Consider the following 23,034-nt stretch of genomic DNA (forward strand, 5'->3'; position numbering starts at 1 on the left):
CTCACCCGCTCACGATGGGGAGCCGGTGAACGGCCGCCGGCGGCGCCGTGGGCGCAGGCGGCGGCGAGGTCGGCGCGGGAGCCGGGGGCACGGGCGGGGGAGGAATGACGCGGTCGCGGACATCCGTCGCCGTTGCCGAGAAGACGAGCGAGCGCATGGCGCCGGATGCGGTCAGCGTCTGAGCGCCCGGCGTCGAATACAGGTGGACCGTCGCGGCCGGCCCGCCGGGCGCCGTGAAGTCGTCGCTCTTCGCCGTGACGCGATACGGAGCGCCGTCGGCCGGAGGAACTGCTGTTACGGCGAGGTGCGCTCCGTTCGGCACCGCCTGCCGCGTGGGGCTACCGGTGTCGGCGAAGACTCCGTTGGTGAGAGTGACGGTCCCGGTAGCTTCGGCCGGGGTGGTAGCGACATCGAGGTAACCCGTGAAGTCGCTGGTGGCGTCGATCGAGAGGCTGAGCGTCGCCGAACCCACCGGCGGAACGTAGGCCGCGGCCTCGGCGCGATACTGGTCGGCCAAAGCTTGGATGCTCGGACGCAACTCTGCCGGCGCGCGACCGAGCACGTACGCATCCCCGCCCTCGGCCTGGTAGCTGGCGTTGCTCGCAATGCTCCACACGGCCATGGCCACCGCGGCAGAGGTGGTGTCGTCTGCGGTATTGCCGTGACGAGCGAGCAGCGAATTCAATTGGATCATCGCCGTCTCGCTGAGGCCGTTCACTTGGCCGACCATGCCAGCGTCGGTGGTCGGCTTGTCGAGTGGGCTCGGTCTGCCCGGCTCGATGCAATAGCTGACCGAGCCGTCGGGGTTGAGGTAGCCGCCGAGGTGCCAGGCCGGCAGGCCGTCCCGTTCGTACCCCGGGCCGAGAGTCGCGGCATGGGCGGTCACCGGCAGTGCCGTCACCCCGGAGAGTATGGCGCCTCCGACCAGCGCCACCGTGGCGATCCAGAGGGCGAGACGTGACGCCCGGAGGCGGCGTCGTGGCGCGGTATGCACCGGTTGCGAACGACGCGGCGGTCGCAAGCGAAACACGGGTTGAGGACGAATACTGTGCGCGGACATCGGAGCGGCTCCCCTCGGCGGACGGCTCCGGATGCCCGGCGCCGATTTCCGACACTAGGAAAAGTCGACGAGCCCACGGCGTGGTCACGGCAATCTGTGGACAACGGCCGCGCGCGAAAGCTGTGGATAACTACGCGTCGAGGAAGACCCGCTTGTACTTTCGTCCGTCGGCAAGCTCGACCGTCTCGGCGCGGAGCTGACCGCGGGACACCCGAAGATACACGGCTTGCGCGGTCACCCCGAGACTCCGCGCGGCCTCGGCGACCGACATCCCGGGCAGGTCGGTCGGTACGCTGCTGGGCCGCGCCGAACGCTTGCGCCCGGCCTCTACGCGAGAGGCGATTTCGGCGTCCGTTCCCTGCCAACGCCACTTGGCTGCCGCGGTGCCGAGCCCGGCAGCGTCGGCGATCGCCGGCCAGTCCGCGCCATCGGCCCGGGCATCCCGAACCGCGCCGAGGGTCGCCGGGTCTGCCTCGAGGGCGGCGATCGCGGTGCGGATCGCGGCCAGGCGATGCAAGGGCTCTTCTGCATCGACAAGCGCGGCCAGCGCGGCCTCGCTCTCGGGCGAGAGGTAGCCCATCACTTCCTCCGGGCGAGGCGCAGCAGGCGTCCGCCGTCGCGACTGAGGCTGACGCCCACGATGGCGCCGAGGGCGATGGCGAGCACCGAGATTCCCGCCGTGGTGAGGGCGGTGACACCGCCGGCTCCGCCCTGCAGCACGCCGCTGAGCCCGATGAAGCCGAGGGCCCCCGGCACGAGCAGCCAGAAGCTCGCGAGACTCATCACCGCGGCCGGCGGCGACGTGCGAAAGCTGCTGGCGATGCGCGCGAAGGGGGCGACCACGACGGCTCCGACAAAGCCGGAGAGCGCCGGTCCGAGAGCCAGCACCCCGAGCGCCTGGGCTCCATAACAGACCGCCAGACTGAGGAAGATCCAGGGCAGCGCGCCCTTCGGTGCAGACATGAACAGCATGAATCCGATCGCGACGAGTGCGACGCCGAGGATGCCGGCCCACGGCCCGAGTGTGGGCTGCACGGTGCCCGCACGGATAGTGCCGGCCACAGTCGAGGCGGCGAACACGCCGAAGACCAGCAGCAGCAGTTGCGCGACCCCATAGACGATGCGACTGGCGCCGGCCACCACCTGGTTGTTGGTCAGCTCGATCGCAGCGATGGTGAGGGTGGTGCCGGGCAGAAACGACACCAGCGGGGGAGCGATGATCTTGAGCGGCTCTCCGCCGACCACGTGCACCAGCACCAGCGTTGTGATGAGGGTCACACCGAACGCGGCGACCACGGGCACGGTCGCGGTCAGCCCCGGCAGCTTCCTGCTCAGCAGCACCAACCCGCCCACGCCTGCACCGAGCCCCACATAGATCGGGATCGCCTGCGCCGTCGGGTTGATCACCATTCCGAAGCCGACGGTCAGCACGATGTGACCGACCAGGGTCATCCAGGCGCCGAACCGCGGCTTCGCCGAACGGATGCGGCGGGCCTCCGCCACCGCGTCCTGAGTGCTCACCTCGGCACGCAGTGCTCTCGCGGTCAACAACTCGATGGCCCCGGCCTGGTCGAGGCGGCCGCCGGCCACCCGCGCGGACTGGATCCTCACCTCGCCACCGGCCTGCTCCGACTGCAGAACGATCACGGTGGGAAGCACGATGGTGCGGGCATCCGTCAGCTGGTATGCCTTCGCAATCGCGCGCAGCGACTCCTCGACCTCATTGGTGGCCTGGCCGACCTCGAGCATCACCAGACCCAGAACCTCGAGCATGTTCAGGATGTCGTGGGCCGCCGCCTGCTCCGCGGTTGCCTCACCCGGCTCGCCGGGCTTCTTCAGCACCCGCCAGACCTGGCGCTCGAGCCAGCCCGGTGCCTTCTCGTCGCTGTGATCCGCCATGGGTCGATCATCCCGCATCCGGGGCTGACGTGATTCGCGGTGGCCTTAGCGGGGTTCTTTTTCAGTGTTCGCGGTTCGCTGTCTTCGTGGCACGGCGCTCATGGTTCACTGAGGCATGCGCATCTCACCCATGGCCTTGGCGAGTCTGATCGGGGTTGGGCTCGCGCTGATCGAGCTTCCCACCACGCTTATCGCGCCGCTGTCGGCGGTGCTGGGCGTGGCGGTGGCGGTGTGCGCGGCACTCGGGATCCTCGGCAGAGGTGTCGCTATCTCGCCGGGCCTCGGCGTTCCGATTCTCGCTGGGGCCGCGGCGGCATCGCTGCGCGTCGCCTGGTTCGTAGCCGGGGAGGCGCCGCTGCCGTGGTTGCTCCTCGCTGCCGTGCTGTATCTCGCCGCGGCCACTCTTTTCGGGTTTGCGGCGACCAAGCAGGGCGTCACCGTCGGAGTGCGAACAGGGCTGCTCGTGCTGCTGTTGTTCGCGATCATCCCGTGGCTGAATCTGGTCGCAATGGCCGCGATTCTGTTCACGTCGTTCCGGCGCAGCGTGAGCTGAGTTCCACCGGGGCTGGCCTCTCCCTCACAGGCGCCAATCTCGTGCAGTTATCCACAGGAAACCCTGGTCAGATGGGTAATTGTTGGATGGAATGTCGGTGGTCGGTGAGACGCTGTCGACATGGAAAACTCGCCCGCGACCCTCCTCGCCGACCTGTCAGAGGTGTGCGCTGACGGGTTCGCGGGTGTCGCTGGTGTCGCGTCAGATCAGCTGCTGCGGATGGTTGCGGACTCCGGCACCGTGCAGCGCGCCGTCGACGCGATCCGAGTGACACTTGCCGGCGAAGTCGTCGAACGATCCGCCCCGCATCTCGGCGCCGAGGGGATGGCCCGGCAGGCTGGCCATTCGAGACCGGCAACGTTCCTGGCCGAGCTGTGGCAGATCAGCATCCCGGAGGCGGCACGACTGTGCGACCTGGGGACTGCAACGCGATCGAAACGCGCGCTGGATGGCTCCCCGTTGCCGGCCCGGTATCCCGCGGTTGCCGCTGCGGTCGCGGATCTGTCGCTTGGGGTGGAGGCGGCTGTGGTGATCGTGCGGGAACTGGACCTGGCCGCCCCATTCTGCTCCACCGAAGCAAGGTTGGCCGGGGAACGGCTGCTGGTGGAGCACGCGCCCGGGTTGACGGTGAAGCAGATCGCGGGGGTGGCCCGGCAGGTGCGGGACCGTCTGGATGAGGACGGTGCCGAATCCCGCGATGTGATCCGGAGGCAGCGGCGAGCACTGTCGTGGGTGACTGAACCGGATGGGATGGTGCGTCTGGTCTGGGTGATGCCCCCAGAAACCGCCGGGCTAGTGCGCGCCGGGATAGACCAGCTCGTGAGCGAGCAGCTACGGGCTGCCCGCGACGCGGCACCGGCCGCATTGGCCGACACCGGGTTCGTCGACAGTGATGATCGGACCATGCCGCACCGCCGCGCCGACGCGGCCGAAGACCTGTTCCGGCAGGCGGTCAACTGCACGTGCGGTGCTGGTGGTGGGGGTGGTGGCGGTCCTCTGGTGACGGTGATCGTGCGGATGAGCCTCGACCAGTTGGTCACCGGGCTCGGCACCGCCCAGATCGATGGCATCGATGCCGGGATCTCCGCCACCCGGGCGCGGATCATGGCGGCGGATGCGAACATCATCCCCGCAGTCCTTGGCGGGACTGGGGAAGTCCTTGATCTGGGCAGGTCGCGGCGGCTGTTCAGTCCCGCCCAACGCCAGGCGTTGGCCGAAACGTATGGCGGGTGCGCGTTCCCGGCCTGCGGTCACCCACCGAGTTATACCGAAGCGCACCACCTCCAGTGGTGGTCCAGTGGTGGGGTAACGGATCTGGACAACGGGATCCCGTTGTGCTCGTTCCACCACCACCGCATCCATGACGACGGGTGGGAGATCGTCATGCGCGAGCAGGTGCCGTATTTCATCCCCCCACCCTGGATCGACCCCGACCAAACACCCCGACAAGGAGGCATAGTGGTGATAGCGATGTGAGCCACGCACGTCGGCGGCACGTTCAGCCGAACTGCTCGTTCAGCCGAACTGCACGTTCAGCCGAACTGCACGTTCAGCCGAACTGGCGGACCGAAACCGCGCTACCGCACCCTTACCGGCAACGCACCCGGCATCACCGTGATCGTCGCCGCCGTGACGAGCCCTACGCCGTCGCCGTCGAGTTCCATCTGCTGCGGTTGCGCGAACCGCACCGCCAGTCGCCGCGACTGCGCGTACCGCAGCGCCCGAAACTGCGGAGCAGCACGCAGCACCTTGCGGCCGCCGGGGGAACGACTGAGCACTCCGCCGACCGCGAGTCGCGAGGCGATGCGGGCCCACCCGCCCGGGCCTTTCGGGCGGATCACCACGACATCCAGCAACCCGTCGTCGGGAACGGCGTTTGGCAGCAGGACTATCCCCGCGGTGAGCGTTCCGGTATTTCCCACGATCACCGTGTGCGCGTCGATGCTGCGCCACGCCTCACCGTCCAGCGAGACACTCATCGCGTGCTCGGTGCGATTGCCGATCGACCGCACGATCGGCTCGACGTAGGCAAGCCATCCGATCCGCCGCTTGAGCGCGCTGCTGGTGTGGATCGCCATGTTGGCGTCCAGCCCGATGCCCGCCATCACGACGAACGCGTGCGTCGTCGACGTGGTATCGGCGCGCTCGAGCGTCACGACAGCGACATCGACCGCGCGGGTGTTGTCGCCGAAAGCCACCCGCACTGAGGCCACCAGATCGCCGAGAGGGAGGTGCAGATTGCGGGCCAACAGGTTGCCTGTTCCCGCGGGCACGATGGCGAACGGAATGCCGCTGCCGCGCACCACCTCCGCCACGGTCCGCACCGTGCCGTCACCGCCCGCGACGATCAGCAGATCGGGGGATGTGGCGACTGCTTCTCGCGCCGGACCCTCTCCCGCATCATCCGTCGTCGTGGCGAACCACAGCGACGGCAACCAGCCGCGGCTAATCTCCTCGTCTTCGATCACAGGGCGCAACTGGTCGAGCGCCACTTTGGTGGGGTTGTAGATGATCGCAGCCCGACGGGAGGATGCTGCGAGCTCGGCCATGAATCGAGCGTACGGGCATCCCGGCTCAGTAAAACGTCACTGGTCTTCGGCGGGCACCCGAGTACGTATGCCGTCACTGTCGATCCAGGTGTGGAATGCCACGGCCTCACCGAACGGATCACCGTCGAGCTCAACTTCTTCCGGGCGCCCGAGCCGCACCTTGAGGTCCTTGCCCTTCACGTATCGCAGCGCGTTCACGTCCGGGCCGATCAGGCGTTTGCCGAGCGGCGTGCGTCGCAGAACGCCGTTCTCCCAGATTACCTTCCACAGAATCTCAACCCAGCCGATGATGCCCTCCGGCCGGAAGAACACGATCTCGAACAGCCCGTCATCGACCTTCGCCTCGGGAAGAAGCAGCACATTGGCGCGCAGTGTTCCCACGTTGCCGACGATCATCGTGTGGGCCTGCAGCGACTTGGTGCCACTGCCGTCGAGCTGATAGCGCATCCTGAGTTCGTTCTTGTCGAGCAGAGCACGGCCGAGAGCGCCGACGTAGGCGATCCAGCCCAGGCGCTTCTTCGCCTGCTCGTCGGTGCCGGCGAGCATCTTCGCGTCGAGTCCGAACCCGGCCATCACCAGATAGGCGTGGCGAGACCGACTCCCATCCGCGCGTTCGATCGACGCCCAGGCGAGGTCGATGCGCTTGTCGACGCCTCGGAACGCCGTGCGAACGGAGTGGTCCAGGTCGCTCAACGTCAACTGGAGGTTGCGAGCGAGCAGGTTGCCGGTGCCCGCCGGCAGGAGGGCGAGGGCAGCGGGGCTGCCGTGCAGTTGCTGAGCGACATACCGCACTGTGCCGTCGCCGCCCGCAGCGATCACCACGGTCGCGCCCTGCTCGATGGCCTGGGCGGTCTGACCGGCCCCCGGGTCGTCGGCGGATGTCTCGAACCACAGTGTTTCCGCCCACCCGGCCGAGGTTTCTTCCCTCGCCACGGCGGCACGGAGGGCGTCGATGTCGACCTTCGTGGGGTTGTAGACGACAGCGGCGCGGTTTTCGGTCATGGTGGTCCTTTCGCAGGATTGGAAGACAGACGCAGAATCAGAAGGCGGAACTGGGGCGAGCGCGATCGATCGGCAACCGCGGTTGCGGTGGTCCATCGCGAGCGCCGGCGTATCGGGCGGTGAGATACAGCCGGTGCACGGTGATCACCAGAGACAGCCACGCCGCCCCGAGCACCCAGGCGCCCAGCACGTCGGTGAACCAATGGTGGCCGAGGAAGACGCGGCTGAGGCCTATCGTGAGCGCAAACACCGCGGCGACCGTCACCGTCAGCACCCGGATGCGGGTCGAGCGCTGACGAAGGATGAGCAGGTAGGCGACGATGCCGGCCACGACGAACGCATTGAGCGAGTGGCCGCTCGGAAAAGACGGCGAGTGCTCATATGGCGGCACCGCGAACCGTAGCGGAGGGCGCGTGCGGCCGAACAGGCCCTTCCCGACGATGGTCATCAGCAGCGAACCTCCGCCGGCAGCCGCGATGAGGATGGCTGGCGTCCACGACCGTCGATGCAGCGAGAGCCATACAGCGATTGCGACCGCGATGATCGGCATTCCGTAGACACCACCGATGTCGGTGTAGCCGGTGATGACGACGTCCAGCACCGGGGTTCGGTGCGCAACGGCCCAATGCAACAGGGGGAGATCGAAGCCGGCGACCCCGTCGTCATCCGTTATCGCATCGTAGATCTGCGCGAACACGAGGGTGAGCGCCACCGCAAGGCCCAGTCCGACGACAAGCCCGATTAGTAGGGCCGGCTGCGCGCCGATCGCCCGCCCGACCCGTTGCGCGACCCGGGCGACGCCGCGTCCCACCGGGCCGTACCAGTGCGTAAGGTCCTGCGAACCGAGATAGCGGTCGTCATCGGTGAGGTCGCGAGCCCTGTCTGGCGATTCGGCGCGGTCGGGCGATTCGGCGCGGTCTGGCGATTCGGCGCGGTCGGGCGATTCGGCGCGGTCGGGCCGCCGTTCTTCTGACATTCCGACCCCCTGGCGCCACCGTTCACACCGGATGGCGCGATTCCCCGAGGCTAACGGTTGACCGCGAGGATGTCGCGGGGCTTGCGCAGGCTCCGAACTCCTGTACACGCTTCAGCATGGGAACGAAACTCGCCCACCCGCGGTTAGACCCGATATGACCACCGCGCTCTCCATACTCGATCTCGCTCCCATCGCCCCCGGCCAGACCGTTGCCGACAGTTTCGCCGCGAGTGTCGCCCTCGCGCAGACCGCGGAGAAGCACGGGTACTCCCGCGTCTGGTACGCCGAGCACCACAACATGCCGACCATCGCGTCGTCGGCGACAAGCGTTCTGATCGGCCATGTCGCGGGCAAGACCAGCACGATTCGACTTGGTTCGGGCGGTGTGATGCTGCCGAATCATTCGCCGCTGACGATCGCCGAGCAGTTTGGAACCCTCGCCGCTCTGTACCCCGACCGCATCGATCTGGGCCTCGGCCGCGCGCCGGGCAGCGATCAGAACACCGCGCGCGCGATGCGGCGTGACCCTCGCTCCTCCGACCAGTTTCCGCAGGATGTCGTCGAGCTCCAGGCCTTCCTTCGTGGCGAGTCCATCGTCCCGGGTGTGCAGGCGGTACCCGGGGGTGGAACGGATGTTCCGCTCTACATCCTCGGATCCTCCCTGTTCGGCGCCCAGCTCGCCGCCGCCCTCGGCCTGCCATACGCCTTTGCCTCGCACTTCGCACCGGATGCCCTCCTCGAGGCGCTGACGCTCTACCGTCGTGACTTCCAGCCGTCTGCTCAGCTCGCGGCGCCGTATGCCATCGCCGGCGTGAACGTCGTCGCCGCCGAAGATTCAGACGAGGCGAAGCGAATGTTCGACGTCACCCGTCGCTCCCGCGTGCGCAGCATGATCTCCCGCGGGCCGGGTGCGCCCGCCTACTCTGACGCGCAGATCGACGAGTTCCTCACCACACCGCAGGGCCGGGAGATCGCAAAGATGATGCGCTACTCAGCGGTCGGTTCGCCCGCGGAGGTTCGCGACTTCCTGACCGAATTCGCCGAGCTCACCCAGGCCGACGAGCTGATCACCGCCCACGCCGTGCAGGAGGTCGACGCCCGCCTGCGCTCTGTGGCCCTCACCGCCGACGCCTTCCGGTCCCTGATCCTGTCGAAGGCCTGAGCTTGTCGAAGGGCTGAGCTTGTCGAAGGGCTGAGCTTGTCGAAGGGCCGAGCTTGTCGAAGGGCCGAGCTTGTCGAAGGGCCGGCACTGCGCAACCCGGGATAGCATCGCCCCATGCCCGTACGCGTCTCCGGCACCCTGACCACGTGGAATGACGATCGCGGTTTCGGGTTCGTCACCCCGGTGGCCGGGGGACGCACCGTATTCGTGCACATCTCCGCTTTCCCGCGGGGCGACATCCGGCCGAGGCAGGGCGAGCAGTTGACCTTCGAGCTCGGCACATCGGCGGATGGCCGGCCCGAGGCGCAGCACATCGGCACCCGTGAGCGGCACCAGCCGCACCCGCCGCAGGGTCGACGACGCGGAGCCCCAGCGAGCCTGGTCAGCTTCGTCGCGATTCTCGCATTTCTCGTGCTCGGGTCGGTTCTGGTGATCGAATGGCATGCTCCGGTGTGGTTCGGGCTGGTCTACCTCCTCACCAGCGTCATCTGCTTCGTGGTCTACGCGGTCGACAAGTCCGCGGCAACCCATGGGCGCTGGCGCACCTCCGAGAGCAGCCTGCTCGCGCTCGGAGTCTTGGGCGGCTGGCCGGGCGCGATCGTGGCGCAGCAGGTGCTGCGGCACAAGACGCGCAAACGACGCTTCCAGCTCGCGTTCTGGGGCACGGTCATCCTGAACGTCCTTGCACTCGTCGCCGTCACCTCGCCGCCGGTGCGCGCGGCGCTCGGGGTAGCGTGATCCCATGACTCCCGACGAGTTGCGCGACATCTGTCTCGCGTTGCCGCAAACCACCGAGACCTTTCCCTTCGGGGAGGGTCTCTCCGTATTCAAGACCAGTGGCAACGACAAGATCTTTGCGCTGAGTGCCCTCGATGCCGTTCCCCTCAGTGTCTCGCTCAAGTGCGACCCCGAAGAAAGCCTTGCGCTTCGCCAGCAATACGCAGCGATCACCCCGGGCTACCACCTCAACAAGAAGCATTGGGTGACTATCAGCATCGACGGCACTGTGGCCAGCGACGACAGTGTTTCCATCGACGACAGTGTTTCCAGCGACGACAGTGCGCCGGCCGACCGGCGCGTTCCCGACAGTCTGATCGAGCAACTGCTCCACGACAGCCATGCTCTCGTGCGGCCGAAGGTGCCGCGCTCCCGTGGCTGAGTCGCCTGACGGCCAGACGCCGTACCTTGCGCCGTACCGCGCGACGGATGCCGCTGCCGCTTTCACCGAGGAACGGCACCTGGCCATCCTGTCGACGCCCGGCCCGCACGGGGCGATCCATTCCGTCGCCGTGGGGTTCACCCTGTCGGAGGGCGTGGTGCGAATCATCACCAGCGACGGCACGCAAAAGGTTCGGAATGTCGAGCGCTCCGGATCGGCGACCGTAGCCCAGGTCGACGGACGTCGCTGGCTGAGTCTCGCTGGCCGCGCCAGCATCCGTCGCGAGCCTGACGAGGTGAGCCGCGCCGTCGAGCTGTACGCGCAGCGGTACCGACAGCCGAGTCCCAACCCGAAGCGGGTCGTGATCGAGATCTTGGTCGATGACGTGATCGGATCGCCGGGGATGAAGGGCTAGCTATACAGCTAGCTATACAGCTAGCTATTTTCGGCGAGCTGCCGATCAACGCTCGACTGTGGACTGTGGACTGTGGACTGTGGACGAAAGCCACCCTTGACACGAGCGTCTCGCCGGCGTCCTCTAAGAAAGGACAAGCCCAGAGGACAGGAAGAGGCAGCTCATGCAAGAACTGACGATCGTGCAGACCGTAGCCGACCTCGAGTCGGATACTCGGCTCGATCCGGTCGTCACCCAAGCGAATCGGCTCTACTCGACACTGTTCGCCAGCCGTCGGCTGCGCGACCTGTTGCACGGCGTGCCGCTCGGACATCCGCTGCATCCGCTCGCGGTGCAGGTGCCGCTGGGGGCCTTCACCTCCTCGGCCGTGCTCGACCTGTTTCCGAAGACGGCTCGCCAGTCGAAACTGCTCGTCGGTCTCGGGATCGTCAGTGCGATCCCGTCGATCGCCGCGGGCTGGGTCGATTGGTTGTCGCTCCATCGACAGCAGCAGCGGGTGGGGATCGTCCACGCGGCGGCCAACGCCACCGCAGTGGGCCTCTACGTCATCTCGTATCTCCAGCGCGGACGTGGCCACCAGGCGAGTGGGCGGCTCTTCGGCTACGCGGGACTTGCCGTGATGTCGATCGGCGGCTACCTCGGCGGTCATCTGGCATATCGCCAGGCCTCGGGCGCCAATCACGCCGAAGACGTGCCGCACCTCATGCCGTCGGGCTGGCAGGTCCTCGCCCCGCTGGAGGAGCTGCCCGATGGCGAGCTAAGCACGATGGATGTCGCCGGTCAGCCCCTTCTCGTGCTGCGCCGTGGCCACGCCGTGAGTGTGTTGTCGAATACCTGCAGTCATCTGTCTGGGCCTCTGAATCAGGGCGAGCTCGTTGACGAGGAGTCTGGATCGACCTGTGTCTCCTGTCCGTGGCACGGAAGCGTATTCGACGTCGAGACCGGCGCCGTCGTGCACGGTCCGGCGACGTCGCCACAACCGCGATTCATCACCCGGGTGCAGGATGGCGTGGTACAGGTGCAGCTGCCCGGAGCCGATGGCTGACCCCGGCGGCATCCTGATCGACCGCGCGACCAGATCAGGTGAGCACGATCGGCGAGCAGAAACGAGGTGTGGCATGGCAGATGGAGATGTCGAGACGATCGACAAGAATGGCCAGTGGGTGAACCGAGTGATCGGTGCTCCCGAACTGAGTGAAAGCTTCTCGAGCAAGATCGAGGCCATCGACGCCGGTCGATCTCTGGCAGAAGAACTCGGGAGCACACACACCGTTCGCGAGTCGGATCCGACGGGCGTCATCACCGATCCAGGGGACTAGCGATCCAGGGGGAGTAGCGCGGCACGCTTCCGGGCACTTCCCGGTGCGCGTCGTGCTCGTGCCCCCGTTCTGCGGAACTGGGGCTGGCACCCATGAGCTTCCATCGCATAGCGTGGCAGCGATACGGGGGTGGTATGTCGATAGTGCGCGAGCGCTTCGCCGGGCAGGCCGTGATGGAGCGTCTGCTCATCGAGCAGGAAAGTGTACGGGAGAGGTCGCCGCTCGCACGGCTGTTCGGTGTCTCACCGCTGAGCCCGAACAGCTACGGCTGGTACGCGGGCGCGCTCGGCGAGATCGAGGTCGGCGAACGACTCAGCATGCTCCCGGCCGGATGGACGGTGCTCCACGCCCTTCCCCTGAACGCCAAGGGCTCGGACATCGACCACATCGCCATCGGTCCGGCCGGGGTGTTCACGATCACGACGCGGCTGCACCGCCACAAGAAGGTCTGGGCCGCCGGGCATTCCGTTCTCGTCGACGGTCAGAAGCAGTCGCACATCCGAGTGTCGCTGAGCGAGGCGGCCCGCATCGAGCGGATGCTTCCGACTGCGCCGGTGCGGCCGGTGCTTGCTCTCGTCGACCCGGAACGGATCACCTTCGGCACCGATCGCCCGGCCGTCGAGGTGACAGATGCCCGCAGGATCGTCCGCTGGCTGACGAGTCAGCCCACCGTGCTCAGCGAATCCGAGGTGTCCGCCATCGTGACCGCGGTCGAGCAGCCCGATGTCTGGCATGGCATCTCGTCGCCCGACCACAGCATCCGCGAGCGCTTCGCCTCATTGGATCGGTCGATCCGGGTGGCATCATCGCGCCGTGCCATCTGGTGTGTGGCTGCCGCCGGCATAGCAGCGGCGATGATGTTCGAGACTGTCACCCGTATGGTGTGATCGCCGACACGCGTTCTCCGGTCCTCGCGGGCCTTCGCTTCCCACGTCGGTGGCAGGGCTTAACCTGACCTCAATGAAGATCCTGCACAGCTCCGATTGGCACATCGGGCGAACGTTCCACGGCAACTCGACGATCGCGCATCTCGGCCAGGTGCTCGAGGCCCTCGTTGACGTCGTGCGCCGAGAGCAGATCGACGTGGTCGTCGTCGCGGGCGACATCTTCGACAGCGCCACCCCCGCGGCCGAGAGCTACGAATTGCTCACCGCCACTTTGCGTGGCATTCGTGATGCCGGAGCCCAGGTGGTACTCACCAGCGGAAATCACGACTCCGCCACGAGACTCGGATTCAACGCCGGATTCACCGGGCTGGCGGGCATCCACATCATCACCCGACAGGAACTGCATGACCGACCGATCAGTATCGACGATGAATTCGGTCCGGTGCACTTCTACGGAATCCCCTACCTCGAACCGTCGATCGTCCGCAGCGCGTATCCCGGTGTCGAGCTTCGCAGCCACGAACAGATGCTCGGCTTCGCGATGGAGAGAGTGCGCGCCGACCTCGACCGACGCGGAGGGCGCTCGGTCGTTCTCTCGCACGCGTTCATCGCCGACGTGCCGGCCAGCGTTGGGTTGGAGCGTGACATCACCGCCGGGGGATTGGATGTCGTGCCTCTGTCGACCTTCGACGGCCCCGACTACGTGGCACTCGGCCACATCCACGGCCGTGCTCGGCTCAGCGAGCGGGCGCGGTACTCGGGGGCGCCGCTGCACTATTCGTTCAGCGAGGTCGGCAAGCCCCGCGGTGCCTGGCTGGTGCACCTGGATGCCGACGGACTCGACCACGTGGACTGGGTCGACCTGCCCGTTCCGAGAGAGCTCGCCGTGCTCACCGGCGACCTGGACGACCTGGTGATCGATCCGGCTCTGGCCGCCCACGAAGACCAGTGGGTAAGCGCCGTCCTCACCGACGTCGTGCGTCCGATGGACGCGATGCGCCGCTTGCAGAAGCGCTTCCCGTACGCAGCCCATCTCGAGTTCCGGCCGAGCGTGGTCGCCGAGACCACGTCGCAGAGCTATGGTCAGCGCATCGCCGCCAAGAGCGATCATGAGATCGTGCAGGGCTTTCTCGAACTGGTTCGCAACGGCGTCGGCGCCAGCGAGGCGGAGCGGCGCATCATCGATCGTGCGATCGAACAGAGACACGCGCAGGTCGTTGAGACCGGCTCAGTCGATTTCGATGGTGTCGGGGCGCGGGAGGTCGGGGCGTGAAGATCCTCCGTCTGCGTGTGGCTGGATTCGGACCGTTCAAGACCGAGCAGTACATCGACTTCGAGCGGTTCGACGACGACGGCATCTTCCTCATCACCGGGCGAACGGGCGCGGGCAAGTCCAGCATCCTCGACGCCGTCTGTTTCGCCCTCTATGGGAGTGTGCCGCGCTACGACGGTGCGCAGGCGAGACTACGAAGCGATCACGCCGAACCCGACGATCCCACTGTCGTCGAGCTGGAATTCCGGGTCGGATCGAACGATTACCGGGTGCGCCGTAGCCCCGAATTCGCCCGCCCGAAGCTCCGTGGCACCGGCACCACCTCCTCACCAGCGACGGCGGAGTTGGCGATCAGGGAGGGTGACGACTGGCGCGTCACCGCCGCCCGCCCGGTGGATGTCGGCAAAGACGTGCTGCGGCTGGTCGGCCTGAGCAAAGACCAGTTCCTCCAGGTGATCCTGCTTGCGCAGAACCGGTTTCAGGAGTTCCTCGCCGCCGGAAACGACGATCGACAGTCGGTGCTGAGGAGTCTCTTCGGCACCGACCGTTTTCTCGCCTACGAGACATTCCTGGTCGAGCGCCGACGCGCTCTCGAGCAGCAGGTGGCCGAGTCGTCGGAGGCCGTCTCTCAGCACGCGGCCCAGTTCGCGCGAGCGGTAGAACTGGACCCGAGCGAGGTGCCGTCCGAGCCGGAGCTGGCCTGGTTCGACGCGCTTCTCGACGAACTCGTCGCCGCGACCGAGCTGGCCGAGTCGAGTGCTGCGGTGGCAGATGCCGCACGGGCCGCGGCCGAAGACGAGTTCCGGCAGCTCGACACGGTGCATTCCCGGCAACGGCGGCGGGATGTCGCGGCCGCGACCCTGCAGCGCCACCTGTCCGAGTCGGTCGAGCTCGAGCGCGCTGCCGCGAGCAGCGCTCGGCGTGCGGCCCCCGTGTGGCCGCTGATCGCTGCCCGGCGTGCGGCCGACAACGAACTGATGGCCGCACGCGCGCTCGAGCTCGCTGCTCGTTCTGCCTACGCGTCATTCGATCCACCGCCAGTCGACACTGCCACCGCAGCCATCACAGTGCAGGCTGTAGACGAGGCCATCGACGCGCTCACCCGCAGGCTCGGATCCCTCGAAGCGCCCATCACCGACGAACTGGCGTTGCCCAGCCTCTCCGAGGCGGTCGACATCGGGCGAGCCGCCCTCTCGGCCATCGACGAGAGCGCTGCCAGGGCTGTCCGGCAGCTCGAGATGCTTCCTGGCCAGCTGATCGAGGCCCAGTCCAGGCTCTCCGACGCACGTGTCGCCGCGTCTGCCGAAGGGGCCGCCGCTGCCACCGCCGCGCGGCTCGAGGGGGCACGCGAGGCGGCGCGCGAGAGAGTTCGACTCGAACGCGAGATGGCCGCGGCGCAGGCAGCCGAGCTCGTGGCGTCCCAGCGCCTCACCGGAGCGACCACCACGCACCAGTTGCTGATGGACCGCCGATTCGCCGGTCACGCCGCCGAACTCGCCGGTGCCCTGGTCGACGGCGAGCCCTGCGCCGTGTGCGGCTCCACCGCGCACCCCGAGCCCGCGCCATTGGAGGCGCCGCCCGTGACATCGGCGGATATCGAGGAGGCGCGCGCAGAACTCACGGATCGGAGGACTGCTCTGGATGACGCCACCAGAGTCAGCACGCGGCTCGCCGGCCTTCTCGCCGAGTCGCTCGCGCGCAGCGAGGGTCTGTCGCTGGAGACGATCGAGACACAACTCAGCACCGCGCTCGGCGCGGTTCGGGATGCGCGCCTGGCGGCCGACCTCATGGTCGAGCTCGATGACGAGATCGGGCGTCTGGGTTCGCTGATCCAGCAGGCGGAGGCCGAGGTGGAAGGGTTGCAGGCTCGGCGCCATGCCGCGGGCACAGACCTCGCGGCCCGCGAACTCGAGCTCACCAGCGCCAAGCGACGAGTTTCCGACCATCGGAACGGCTTCGCGACCGTGTCGGAGCGGGCGTCGGCGTTGCGTCTTCATCTCGCCGCGGCGAAGACGCTCGAGCGCGCGATCGACACCACGACCGAGAGGCAGCGGGCGCTCGAGTTTGCGACCGAGTCATTGGCCACGGGCCTCGCCGAGCAGGGGTTCGCCGACGAGACCGAGGCGGAGGATGCGCGTGTGGACTCGGAAGAGATCCGCCGCCTGGAGCGAGTCATCAGCGACCACGACCAGTCGATAGCAACTGCCCGCTCGATACTCGCAGAGCCGGAGCTTCGCGGGTTGCCTGAGACCACGGTAGACCTGGAGCCGGCTCGCGCGGCGCTGCTCGAGGCCGGCGAGCGGCGGGATTCCGCGATGTCCGCCGCCAGCGCCCTGCGCGAGCGCGTGCGCGCAGCCGCCGGGCTGGTCGCTGAGGCGCGGCGGCGGTTCGCGGCATCCGCTGATCTGCGGGCCGAGTACGGGCAGCTGCGCGAGCTGGCCAATGCGGTGCAGGGCAAGGAGCCGAACACCCGGCGAATGCGCCTCGAGACCTACGTTCTCGCCGCGCAGTTGGAACAGATCGTGGCGGCGGCGAACGTGCGCCTTCGGGTGATGACCAGCGGACGATACGCACTTGAACACGACGACTCCGTGCAGTACCGCAACACGCAGTCGGGACTCGGGCTCTCCATCCTCGACGAACACACCGGAAAATCGCGAGCCACCAATTCGCTCTCCGGGGGCGAGACCTTCCTCGCGTCGCTGGCCCTGGCGCTGGGGTTGGCCGAGGTCGTGACGAACCAGGCTGGCGGCATCCGGTTGGACACCCTGTTCATCGACGAGGGTTTCGGATCATTGGATGCGGAGACGCTCGAGATCGCGATGAGCACCCTCGACGGGCTCCGTGCCGGAGGTCGAACCATCGGTCTGATCAGCCACGTCGACTCGATGAAGGAGCAGATCCCGGGAAAGCTGGTGGTGAGCATGACGCCCCGCGGCGACAGCACGATCACCATGCCTCAGCGGATCGAGCCTCAGCAGATCGAGCGCGTGCCCGGAGAGTTGCCGATTCTGGTCTGAGACGCGCCGGTCGACGGCGTGCTGGAGCTGACCCTGCGCCGACGTTCCGCTAGCGCGGGTCGACGAATCCGCCGGAGTCGCCCGATTCGAGGTCGGGCTCCGAACTCGGGTCGGAGTGATCGAACTCCGAATCTCCGGTCGACGTCGCACCGTCGTCGGTGAGCTCGTCGTCATCCGTCAGCGGCTCGTCGTCGGGCGGGTCGGGCAATCGCAGGCTGCCCCGGGCTTCCAGATCGGCGATATCGGCCTGGATTTGGGGGCTCGGGTTCTGCTCGCTGGGTTGCGTGCCGTCGGTGTCGCTCATGTGTGCGCCCGCCGCTACAGCAGCGGACCCTCGTTGTCGCTGATCACGTCGGGGACGCTCGGGTCTATCACGCTCGAATCGGGCTGGTCGACCGCATCGATACTGTCGACCTCGTCAGTGCGCAGGTGCGGCTCGTCGTCGGTCGGTTCGCCGTCCAGGTCGAGGTCGACGCCTTCGAGGTCGTCTTCACCTGAGTAGGGGCGAACCTCGTTCGGCGACCCGCCGGTGCGACCAGAGTTGCCGTTGCCCACACCCCGACTCACCGTCTCGCCCGCAACCGCGTCGTTGACGGCGAGGTCGTTCTCGGCAAGATACTGGGCCTCGCGGTCGTTGTAGTACGGGGCCGCGCCGCCCTCGGTTCCGCCCTCAGTTCCGGTGCTGTCGCTCATGGATCTCACTTCTCTCTCGTCGTGATTCCACTCAAGACCAGTGCTGCCAGCGGTGCAAGGGGCAATTGACGGATGCGAAAGTTCTCCGTCGGAAACGATCAGACCGCTTCGCCCGTGGGGTCGAGCGCCGTCGGGTCTTCGAGTTCCGCCCCGCCCATCGGTTCTCCGGCCCAATACGTGGTGACCCACCCGTCCTCGGGCGAGCCCTCGACCACGACGACCGCCGTGTTCTCGAGGTCGTGGACGCGACTGAACCCGGCATCCAGATTGCGGGATGTCCATGAGGCCCAGGTGCGGATGGCGGCGCCATGACTGAAGATCGCGACGGTTCCGCTGTGGCTGACCGCGATCCGGCCGATGGCGGCGGTGAAGCGATCGTAGAACTCGTTGCCGTCTTCGCCACCGGGAATGCGCCCATCGAAGTCCTGCCACCAGGAGAAGATCGTGCCCATGTAGAGGCGCACCGCATCCATATCGTTGCGACCCTCGACATCCCCGGCCCGGATCTCCTCGATGCCGTCTATCTCCTGAATCTCGAGCCCTCGGGAGCGAGCGAGCGGCTCGGCAGTGCGCCGGGTGCGAAGCAAGTGCGAGACGTAGATCGCCTCGATCCGCTCGGACTGCAGTGCGGCGGGTATGGCCGCGGCCTGCCGAGTACCGAGCTCGGTAAGTCCCGGACCGGGCGCGGCGGTACCGAGCGCGCCGTTCACGTTGTCGATCGTCTGGCCGTGTCGTATCAGGAGGAGTCGCATCGCACCCAGCCTATTGCCGCCGTCCGCGCCGGATCATGACTCCGCCAGTACTCGACAGTGCGGTCGTGACGCGACACGTCGATCTTTAGGCGGCTGGCAGAGCCTTCTCGATCAGGTCGATAATCGCCGGGTCGTCGGGCTCCGTGGTCGGACGGAAGCGGTGCACCTGACCGTCGGGCGTGATGACGAATTTTTCGAAGTTCCACTTCACGCGTCCGGCCTTGCCGTTCGCATCCGGAGTCTTCTTCAGCTCGGAGTAGAGCGGGTGAGCGTCTCGGCCATTGACCTTGACCTTCTCGAACATCGGAAAGCTGATGCCCCACGTGGTCGAGCAGTACTCCGCGATAGCTTCCTCTGTGCTGAGCTCCTGCAAGAACTGGTTGCTCGGAAAGCCGAGAACCGTGAAACCGCGGTCGGCGTAGAGCTTCTGCATCGCTTCGAGCTTCTCGTACTGCGGCGCGAGCCCGCAGCGCGAGGCGACGTTGACGATGAGTTTCACCTTGCCGTCGTACTCGGCCAGGGAAGTCTCAGCACCGGTGATGGTGGTGAGGGGGATGCTGTCGAGATTCGCAGCGGAAGACGCGTCGTTGGAAGTCATACATCAGCGAACCTCTCTCGTTTCCGCCCTATTCCCACTTGTCGCATTTTCGCGAGCGTCGCTTTCCCACGCCGACGGCGAACCTCGACTCGATCTCAGACTTCCTTCGCTATGGTCAAATGCTGAAGCGTGCGCTTCCCCGATTTCCGCCCCTCCGAAAGCGACCATGCCCGACAGCCCGATCTCGGCAACGCCATACGAGGTGCTGCGCGTCTCGACGACGGCGAGTACCGAGGAGTTGAAGGCCGCGTATCGTCGCCGCCTGCGCGAAACCCATCCCGACACCGGCGGCGACGCCGTCAGCTTCAGCGCTGTGCAAGCGGCCTGGGAGCGGATCGGAACTCCGGATGTCCGGGCCGCCTACGACAGAGGCTCGAGATCGCGGGCTTCCGCAGCCCCGCCCGGCGGCTTCGAGCAGCCCGACACGTCAGGTCACGGGTGGGAGCCGCGATCGCGCGCCCACCAGGCAGACACGCGGCCACGCGCTCGCTCTTACGGGCATCCGGGTGGCTGGCGTCGTGAGCGCTACCTCACCCTGCTGCGCGAGTGGGTGGGCCGCGGCGAGACGATCGACGATCCCTATGATCCAGCGCTGGTGCGCTCGGCCCCACGCGCGCTCCGACACCTGCTCGCCGATGCTCTCGCCGAGGAGTCGACCGCACGGACTCTTACCGACCTCGGCATCGGTTTCACGGTCTGGCACGACGTCGATACCGGCTCCGCGGAACAGAAAATCGACCACGTCGTGCTCGGCCCCACCGGTCTCTACGCAGTGCTGTCCGAGGACTTCGGCGACGTCGTGAGGGTTCGGAAGGGCGAGCTGCTCGTTCCAGCGGGGCTGGGCGATCGCCCGATGCACGACCTCGGAACTCGCGCCAAAGTGGTCGCCCGCGCGGCGCGGGTCACGTTCAGCGCGCTGCTCATCGTCGTCCCCGACGATGAACTCGACGAGTCCCTGCTCGTGCTGGGAGCGATCCGTGGCGCTACGACCGCGGTGGTGACGGCATCGCGGGTGGGCGCAGTGCTGCGCGAGGGGCTGCCCGGGGCGCGCACCGTCGGTGGGACTGAGCTGTTCGATGTTCGTACCCGGTTGCAGTCCGCGATCAGGTTCGTCGGCGTCGGTGGAAGCTGAGCCGGCCGAAACTGAGCCGGCGGAACTGACCCCGGGTGAGGGTCGGCGGTCGCTAGCTTCCGGTCAGATCCGCGAGCACAGCGGGTAAAGCGAAGATCAAAACTGCTGCAGCGGCTGCAGCGAGCACCACCCACACCACCAGCGGCGCGAGGGCACGAATGCCCATTCGCACCACCCGGATGGCGAGGTACAACGGCGGCACGATCGCATAGGCGACCGGTGCCACACTTGGCTGGCCATCGCGGAGCAGCGTCCAGCGATCGAGTGCGGCGAACACGAGATAAAGAATGATCGGGCCGAGCAGCACCGCCCAGCGGAGGACGCTCGCCTGCGTGAGATTGGCGTCGGTGGAATTTACGTTCGCCGGACTCGCCAGGTCGAACACCAGCCAGGCCAGCGCGAGGTGCAGCACGGGAAGCGCGGCAAACACCCAGACAGCCCAGGTGGCGACGCCGGCGTCGGTACCAGCAGCGTCGGAACGGGCGCTGTCGGAACGGGCACCGTCGGAACGGGCACCGCGCGCCATCGACGGCCGCCGGGTTTCCATCGGTGTGTAGGTCGGACCATCGCCTAGCGCCAGCGGGAAAGCATCCTTTGCCGCGGGAGTCGGAGCGGTGGCCCACGCATTCACGGGCCCGAGGGCGGTGACCGGAGAGGCGACCGGCATGGCACCGGTCGGAGTGATTCCGGCGAAGTCGAACAGCTCATCGCTCCTGGGTGACGACGCGGGTGCTGGTGGAGTGACGGTCGCACCAGCCGGTGTCGGCCCGGTGACGAAGTCGGCCAGGCTCGGGGCCGCCACGGTCGATCCTGGTAACGGAACGGGGCTTGGCAACGGAATAGCGCCTGGCAATGGGTTAGCGGAGGTGGCCTCGACGTGCTCCGGAGCGGAATCGACGGGCAGATCGATCGGCAGATCGATCTGCAGTGGCTCCGGGCTGGGGATTCCGATCGAGCCGATGGCAGAAGACGGCATGACGGTGGCGCTCTCCTCGGGAGGCGCCACGGCATCCGGTTCTGAGACCTCGCCCAGCGAGTCCACCGCGCGAGCGGCGGACACCGGTTGGGCAAGCAGCTGCTCGTCCTCAACCTCGACGATGTGGTCGACGGGCTCGGGCTCGATGGGCTCAGGTTCAATAGGCTCAGGCTCAATGGGCTCAGGTTCGAAACGGACAGGCTCGTCTGGCACCGACTCGACAGGCACCGACTCGACAGGCGCGACGGTCTCTGCGTTGGCGCGCGCTTCTTCGGCCAGGCGTTCCCGCGCTCGAGCCTCGCGGCGAGTGAGCGGAGGTGCCTCGGCTGAGCCCGCGGAACCAGCAGAGACCGCAGAGCCAGCAGAGGCCGCCACAACCGGCGACTCAGGCTCGTCCGGCGCGGCACCGGCGGATGATCCATCACCGAACCAAGAGGCACTGTGTTCGACCACCGTCGGCTCAGCGCTGGCCGAGGCCGCGATCGCCCCGCGCGGGGCGGGCGCCGACGCCAGCTCGGCCGGGGGAGCGCCCGTGCGAGCGTCGATGAAGTTGTCGGTCCAGCCGTCGCCATCCCACCAGCGGAGGTAGGGGCTGCCTGCCGGATCCGCGAACCATCCCGCGGGCGGCGCCGGGGGCCTGTCGCTGTTGCCTGCCACGACTGCGTCCTCACATCAATCCGGGCCGCTCAGGCCTTCGCACGGGTGTTCGCCGCCCGACGGGACAGCAATGGCTTGACCCTACTACCGGCGGCTCACCGGGCGGGCGCAACGCTCCGCTAGCGTGTCGCACTCGCTTGCGACCGCTCGAAACGCGGTCAGTCGCCCGTGCTGGGGCCTAGCTCATCCGGTTCTGGAGCGACCGCGGGCGCCGGCGCTGCGGGGTCGTCAGCAAGCACTTGCTCACCTGCCACCTCATCGTCGGTATGGGGGTTGCGGGATTCGATGTCCCGCGCGATCGGGTCGCGCCCGTTCGATGAACCACTCATCGCGTTCCTTTCGTCGTGCATAGTTTCAGTCGAGCGATGTGGGCGAGCCGTCGGCCGTTGATCCCGGCGACAACGAGCCGTCGGCCGCGACCGCCGGTGCCGGCGCGGTCTCATCCGCATCCTCGGGCAGGTTGTCGAGGCTGTCATCGATCGACATCGGCTCGCCGGTCTCTTCGCCGTGGCTGCCGTCGGTGGGTCCCTGGTCGGGCAGCGGGGGGTTGATGTCAGACATAGGTGGTCCTTTCGGTGGTGCAGTCGTGTCGAGTAGTTCGTATCGATCTGTTCACATCGAGCTGGGGTGTGCAGTCAGGGGAGGGGGGATCCCGCAGGCGGTTCTCCCTCGGCCCCTCCGCCGTCAGGCAGCTCGTCGAGAATCGACTCTTCTACCGGGTCATCCGCGCTGGCGGGATCGGTGAAGTCGGCATCCTGCGGAATGCTTCCGTCGCCATACAGCTCCGTTGCGCTCTGAGCTGTTGCGCTCTGATCCTGTGCGCCCTCGGGCGTTTTCTGATCGGACACTGCGGTCCTTCCTCGACGACGTAGTTCGGCGTCACACCACGGACGATATTCCCGTTGACCCAACCTGCAACCCCTTGGCGCCGAATGGATGATGGCGGTGCTCC

26 protein-coding genes are annotated in these 23,034 nt (G+C 67.3%); 12 read left to right on the forward strand and 14 right to left on the reverse strand.

Features of this window, described 5'->3' with window-relative positions; all coding sequences use genetic code 11:
• Position 1: 1 nt before the first annotated feature.
• The 3 genes from IV501_RS04655 to IV501_RS04665 all read right to left on the reverse strand — a co-directional run bounded on the left by IV501_RS04655 (position 2) and on the right by IV501_RS04665 (position 2,959).
• A complete protein-coding gene (locus IV501_RS04655; RefSeq protein WP_200555197.1) occupies positions 2-994 on the reverse strand; it encodes a hypothetical protein in 993 nt (330 codons plus the stop codon).
• A 196-nt stretch (positions 995-1,190) separates the two neighbouring features.
• Entirely contained in the window at positions 1,191-1,640 is a 450-nt protein-coding gene (locus IV501_RS04660; RefSeq protein WP_200555198.1) for a hypothetical protein, read from the reverse strand.
• On the reverse strand, positions 1,640-2,959 hold the full coding sequence (locus tag IV501_RS04665) for a threonine/serine exporter family protein (protein ID WP_200555199.1): 1,320 nt from the start codon (positions 2,957-2,959) through the stop codon (positions 1,640-1,642). The genes IV501_RS04660 and IV501_RS04665 overlap by 1 nt, the downstream gene beginning before the upstream one ends.
• Before the next feature lie 115 nt (positions 2,960-3,074).
• On the opposite strand from IV501_RS04665, the gene IV501_RS04670 reads away from it, so the two are divergent.
• Entirely contained in the window at positions 3,075-3,512 is a 438-nt protein-coding gene (locus IV501_RS04670) for a hypothetical protein (protein WP_200555200.1), read from the forward strand.
• 120 nt (positions 3,513-3,632) lie between these two features.
• Positions 3,633-4,988, forward strand: coding sequence for an HNH endonuclease signature motif containing protein (locus tag IV501_RS04675; protein ID WP_200555201.1), 1,356 nt, complete (start codon positions 3,633-3,635; stop codon positions 4,986-4,988).
• Between the two features lie 101 nt (positions 4,989-5,089).
• Here the strand turns inward: IV501_RS04675 and IV501_RS04680 are convergent, their stop codons facing one another.
• Genes IV501_RS04680 through IV501_RS04690 form a run of 3 tightly spaced genes read right to left on the reverse strand, consistent with a single transcriptional unit; the run spans position 5,090 to position 8,039 of the window.
• Complete coding sequence (locus IV501_RS04680) at positions 5,090-6,061, reverse strand: diacylglycerol/lipid kinase family protein (RefSeq protein ID WP_200555202.1); 972 nt, start codon at positions 6,059-6,061, stop codon at positions 5,090-5,092.
• Positions 6,062-6,097: 36 nt separating this feature from the next.
• On the reverse strand, positions 6,098-7,063 hold the full coding sequence (locus IV501_RS04685) for a diacylglycerol/lipid kinase family protein (protein WP_200555203.1): 966 nt from the start codon (positions 7,061-7,063) through the stop codon (positions 6,098-6,100).
• Positions 7,064-7,100: 37 nt separating this feature from the next.
• Positions 7,101-8,039: a phosphatase PAP2 family protein gene (locus IV501_RS04690; protein WP_200555204.1), complete on the reverse strand. Its 939-nt coding sequence runs from the start codon at positions 8,037-8,039 to the stop codon at positions 7,101-7,103.
• Positions 8,040-8,193: 154 nt separating this feature from the next.
• Between IV501_RS04690 and IV501_RS04695 the strand changes: the two genes are divergently transcribed.
• From IV501_RS04695 to IV501_RS04735, 9 genes are all read left to right on the forward strand, one after another.
• Positions 8,194-9,201 (forward strand): LLM class flavin-dependent oxidoreductase, encoded by a 1,008-nt coding sequence (locus IV501_RS04695; RefSeq protein WP_200555205.1) that lies wholly within the window; start codon positions 8,194-8,196, stop codon positions 9,199-9,201.
• A 114-nt stretch (positions 9,202-9,315) separates the two neighbouring features.
• Complete coding sequence (locus IV501_RS04700; RefSeq protein ID WP_200555206.1) at positions 9,316-9,939, forward strand: DUF1294 domain-containing protein; 624 nt, start codon at positions 9,316-9,318, stop codon at positions 9,937-9,939.
• A 4-nt stretch (positions 9,940-9,943) separates the two neighbouring features.
• Positions 9,944-10,360 (forward strand): MmcQ/YjbR family DNA-binding protein, encoded by a 417-nt coding sequence (locus tag IV501_RS04705; RefSeq protein ID WP_200555207.1) that lies wholly within the window; start codon positions 9,944-9,946, stop codon positions 10,358-10,360.
• Positions 10,353-10,775 carry a TIGR03618 family F420-dependent PPOX class oxidoreductase gene (locus tag IV501_RS04710; protein WP_307812175.1) on the forward strand — a complete coding sequence of 141 codons (423 nt, stop codon included), beginning with the start codon at positions 10,353-10,355 and terminating at the stop codon, positions 10,773-10,775. Before IV501_RS04705 ends, IV501_RS04710 begins: the two co-directional genes overlap by 8 nt.
• 163 nt (positions 10,776-10,938) lie before the next feature.
• Complete coding sequence (locus IV501_RS04715; RefSeq protein WP_200555209.1) at positions 10,939-11,820, forward strand: Rieske (2Fe-2S) protein; 882 nt, start codon at positions 10,939-10,941, stop codon at positions 11,818-11,820.
• Between the two features lie 73 nt (positions 11,821-11,893).
• Positions 11,894-12,094, forward strand: coding sequence for a DUF2188 domain-containing protein (locus IV501_RS04720; protein ID WP_200555210.1), 201 nt, complete (start codon positions 11,894-11,896; stop codon positions 12,092-12,094).
• 134 nt (positions 12,095-12,228) lie between these two features.
• Complete coding sequence (locus tag IV501_RS04725; protein ID WP_200555211.1) at positions 12,229-12,981, forward strand: nuclease-related domain-containing protein; 753 nt, start codon at positions 12,229-12,231, stop codon at positions 12,979-12,981.
• A 73-nt stretch (positions 12,982-13,054) separates the two neighbouring features.
• Positions 13,055-14,254, forward strand: a complete 1,200-nt coding sequence (locus IV501_RS04730) for an exonuclease SbcCD subunit D (RefSeq protein ID WP_200555212.1) — start codon at positions 13,055-13,057, stop codon at positions 14,252-14,254.
• Positions 14,251-17,274: an AAA family ATPase gene (locus IV501_RS04735; protein WP_200555213.1), complete on the forward strand. Its 3,024-nt coding sequence runs from the start codon at positions 14,251-14,253 to the stop codon at positions 17,272-17,274. Before IV501_RS04730 ends, IV501_RS04735 begins: the two co-directional genes overlap by 4 nt.
• Positions 17,275-17,323: 49 nt before the next feature.
• Here the strand turns inward: IV501_RS04735 and IV501_RS04740 are convergent, their stop codons facing one another.
• The 4 genes from IV501_RS04740 to IV501_RS04755 all read right to left on the reverse strand — a co-directional run bounded on the left by IV501_RS04740 (position 17,324) and on the right by IV501_RS04755 (position 19,317).
• Entirely contained in the window at positions 17,324-17,578 is a 255-nt protein-coding gene (locus IV501_RS04740; RefSeq protein ID WP_200555214.1) for a hypothetical protein, read from the reverse strand.
• Between the two features lie 14 nt (positions 17,579-17,592).
• Positions 17,593-17,967, reverse strand: a complete 375-nt coding sequence (locus tag IV501_RS04745) for a hypothetical protein (RefSeq protein ID WP_200555215.1) — start codon at positions 17,965-17,967, stop codon at positions 17,593-17,595.
• A gap of 98 nt (positions 17,968-18,065) precedes the next feature.
• A complete protein-coding gene (locus tag IV501_RS04750) occupies positions 18,066-18,719 on the reverse strand; it encodes a histidine phosphatase family protein (RefSeq protein WP_200555216.1) in 654 nt (217 codons plus the stop codon).
• An 85-nt stretch (positions 18,720-18,804) separates the two neighbouring features.
• Entirely contained in the window at positions 18,805-19,317 is a 513-nt protein-coding gene (locus IV501_RS04755; RefSeq protein WP_200555217.1) for a glutathione peroxidase, read from the reverse strand.
• Positions 19,318-19,483: 166 nt separating this feature from the next.
• On the opposite strand from IV501_RS04755, the gene IV501_RS04760 reads away from it, so the two are divergent.
• A complete protein-coding gene (locus tag IV501_RS04760; RefSeq protein WP_200555218.1) occupies positions 19,484-20,449 on the forward strand; it encodes a J domain-containing protein in 966 nt (321 codons plus the stop codon).
• Between the two features lie 52 nt (positions 20,450-20,501).
• On the opposite strand, the gene IV501_RS04765 is transcribed toward IV501_RS04760, so the two are convergent.
• The 4 genes from IV501_RS04765 to IV501_RS04780 all read right to left on the reverse strand — a co-directional run bounded on the left by IV501_RS04765 (position 20,502) and on the right by IV501_RS04780 (position 22,930).
• Complete coding sequence (locus tag IV501_RS04765) at positions 20,502-22,082, reverse strand: DUF2510 domain-containing protein (protein WP_200555219.1); 1,581 nt, start codon at positions 22,080-22,082, stop codon at positions 20,502-20,504.
• A gap of 158 nt (positions 22,083-22,240) precedes the next feature.
• Positions 22,241-22,411: a hypothetical protein gene (locus IV501_RS04770; protein ID WP_200555220.1), complete on the reverse strand. Its 171-nt coding sequence runs from the start codon at positions 22,409-22,411 to the stop codon at positions 22,241-22,243.
• Positions 22,412-22,436: 25 nt separating this feature from the next.
• The gene (locus IV501_RS04775) at positions 22,437-22,643 is read right to left on the reverse strand and encodes a hypothetical protein (RefSeq protein ID WP_200555221.1); all 207 of its coding nucleotides are present in this window, start codon (positions 22,641-22,643) and stop codon (positions 22,437-22,439) included.
• A 74-nt stretch (positions 22,644-22,717) separates the two neighbouring features.
• Positions 22,718-22,930 (reverse strand): hypothetical protein, encoded by a 213-nt coding sequence (locus IV501_RS04780; RefSeq protein WP_200555222.1) that lies wholly within the window; start codon positions 22,928-22,930, stop codon positions 22,718-22,720.
• Between the last annotated feature and the right edge of the window lie 104 nt (positions 22,931-23,034).

Origin of the sequence: Lacisediminihabitans changchengi (assembly GCF_016634425.1) — a bacterium.
Classification (GTDB): domain Bacteria; phylum Actinomycetota; class Actinomycetes; order Actinomycetales; family Microbacteriaceae; genus Lacisediminihabitans; species Lacisediminihabitans changchengi.

Excerpts from the sequence above, each read along its gene's own strand:
- IV501_RS04685 (WP_200555203.1), bottom strand. The coding sequence starts at position 7,063 with ATGACCGAAAACCGCGCCGCTGTCGTCTACAACCCCACGAAGGTCGAC.
- IV501_RS04675 (WP_200555201.1), top strand. The coding sequence starts at position 3,633 with ATGGAAAACTCGCCCGCGACCCTCCTCGCCGACCTGTCAGAGGTGTGC.
- IV501_RS04715 (WP_200555209.1), top strand. The coding sequence starts at position 10,939 with ATGCAAGAACTGACGATCGTGCAGACCGTAGCCGACCTCGAGTCGGAT.
- IV501_RS04695 (WP_200555205.1), top strand. The coding sequence starts at position 8,194 with ATGACCACCGCGCTCTCCATACTCGATCTCGCTCCCATCGCCCCCGGC.
- IV501_RS04750 (WP_200555216.1), bottom strand. The coding sequence starts at position 18,719 with ATGCGACTCCTCCTGATACGACACGGCCAGACGATCGACAACGTGAAC.
- IV501_RS04725 (WP_200555211.1), top strand. The coding sequence starts at position 12,229 with ATGTCGATAGTGCGCGAGCGCTTCGCCGGGCAGGCCGTGATGGAGCGT.
- IV501_RS04665 (WP_200555199.1), bottom strand. The coding sequence starts at position 2,959 with ATGGCGGATCACAGCGACGAGAAGGCACCGGGCTGGCTCGAGCGCCAG.
- IV501_RS04690 (WP_200555204.1), bottom strand. The coding sequence starts at position 8,039 with ATGTCAGAAGAACGGCGGCCCGACCGCGCCGAATCGCCCGACCGCGCC.
- IV501_RS04700 (WP_200555206.1), top strand. The coding sequence starts at position 9,316 with ATGCCCGTACGCGTCTCCGGCACCCTGACCACGTGGAATGACGATCGC.
- IV501_RS04745 (WP_200555215.1), bottom strand. The coding sequence starts at position 17,967 with ATGAGCGACAGCACCGGAACTGAGGGCGGAACCGAGGGCGGCGCGGCC.
- IV501_RS04770 (WP_200555220.1), bottom strand. The coding sequence starts at position 22,411 with ATGAGTGGTTCATCGAACGGGCGCGACCCGATCGCGCGGGACATCGAA.
- IV501_RS04660 (WP_200555198.1), bottom strand. The coding sequence starts at position 1,640 with ATGGGCTACCTCTCGCCCGAGAGCGAGGCCGCGCTGGCCGCGCTTGTC.
- IV501_RS04670 (WP_200555200.1), top strand. The coding sequence starts at position 3,075 with ATGCGCATCTCACCCATGGCCTTGGCGAGTCTGATCGGGGTTGGGCTC.
- IV501_RS04740 (WP_200555214.1), bottom strand. The coding sequence starts at position 17,578 with ATGAGCGACACCGACGGCACGCAACCCAGCGAGCAGAACCCGAGCCCC.
- IV501_RS04775 (WP_200555221.1), bottom strand. The coding sequence starts at position 22,643 with ATGTCTGACATCAACCCCCCGCTGCCCGACCAGGGACCCACCGACGGC.
- IV501_RS04720 (WP_200555210.1), top strand. The coding sequence starts at position 11,894 with ATGGCAGATGGAGATGTCGAGACGATCGACAAGAATGGCCAGTGGGTG.
- IV501_RS04730 (WP_200555212.1), top strand. The coding sequence starts at position 13,055 with ATGAAGATCCTGCACAGCTCCGATTGGCACATCGGGCGAACGTTCCAC.
- IV501_RS04680 (WP_200555202.1), bottom strand. The coding sequence starts at position 6,061 with ATGGCCGAGCTCGCAGCATCCTCCCGTCGGGCTGCGATCATCTACAAC.
- IV501_RS04705 (WP_200555207.1), top strand. The coding sequence starts at position 9,944 with ATGACTCCCGACGAGTTGCGCGACATCTGTCTCGCGTTGCCGCAAACC.
- IV501_RS04755 (WP_200555217.1), bottom strand. The coding sequence starts at position 19,317 with ATGACTTCCAACGACGCGTCTTCCGCTGCGAATCTCGACAGCATCCCC.
- IV501_RS04760 (WP_200555218.1), top strand. The coding sequence starts at position 19,484 with ATGCCCGACAGCCCGATCTCGGCAACGCCATACGAGGTGCTGCGCGTC.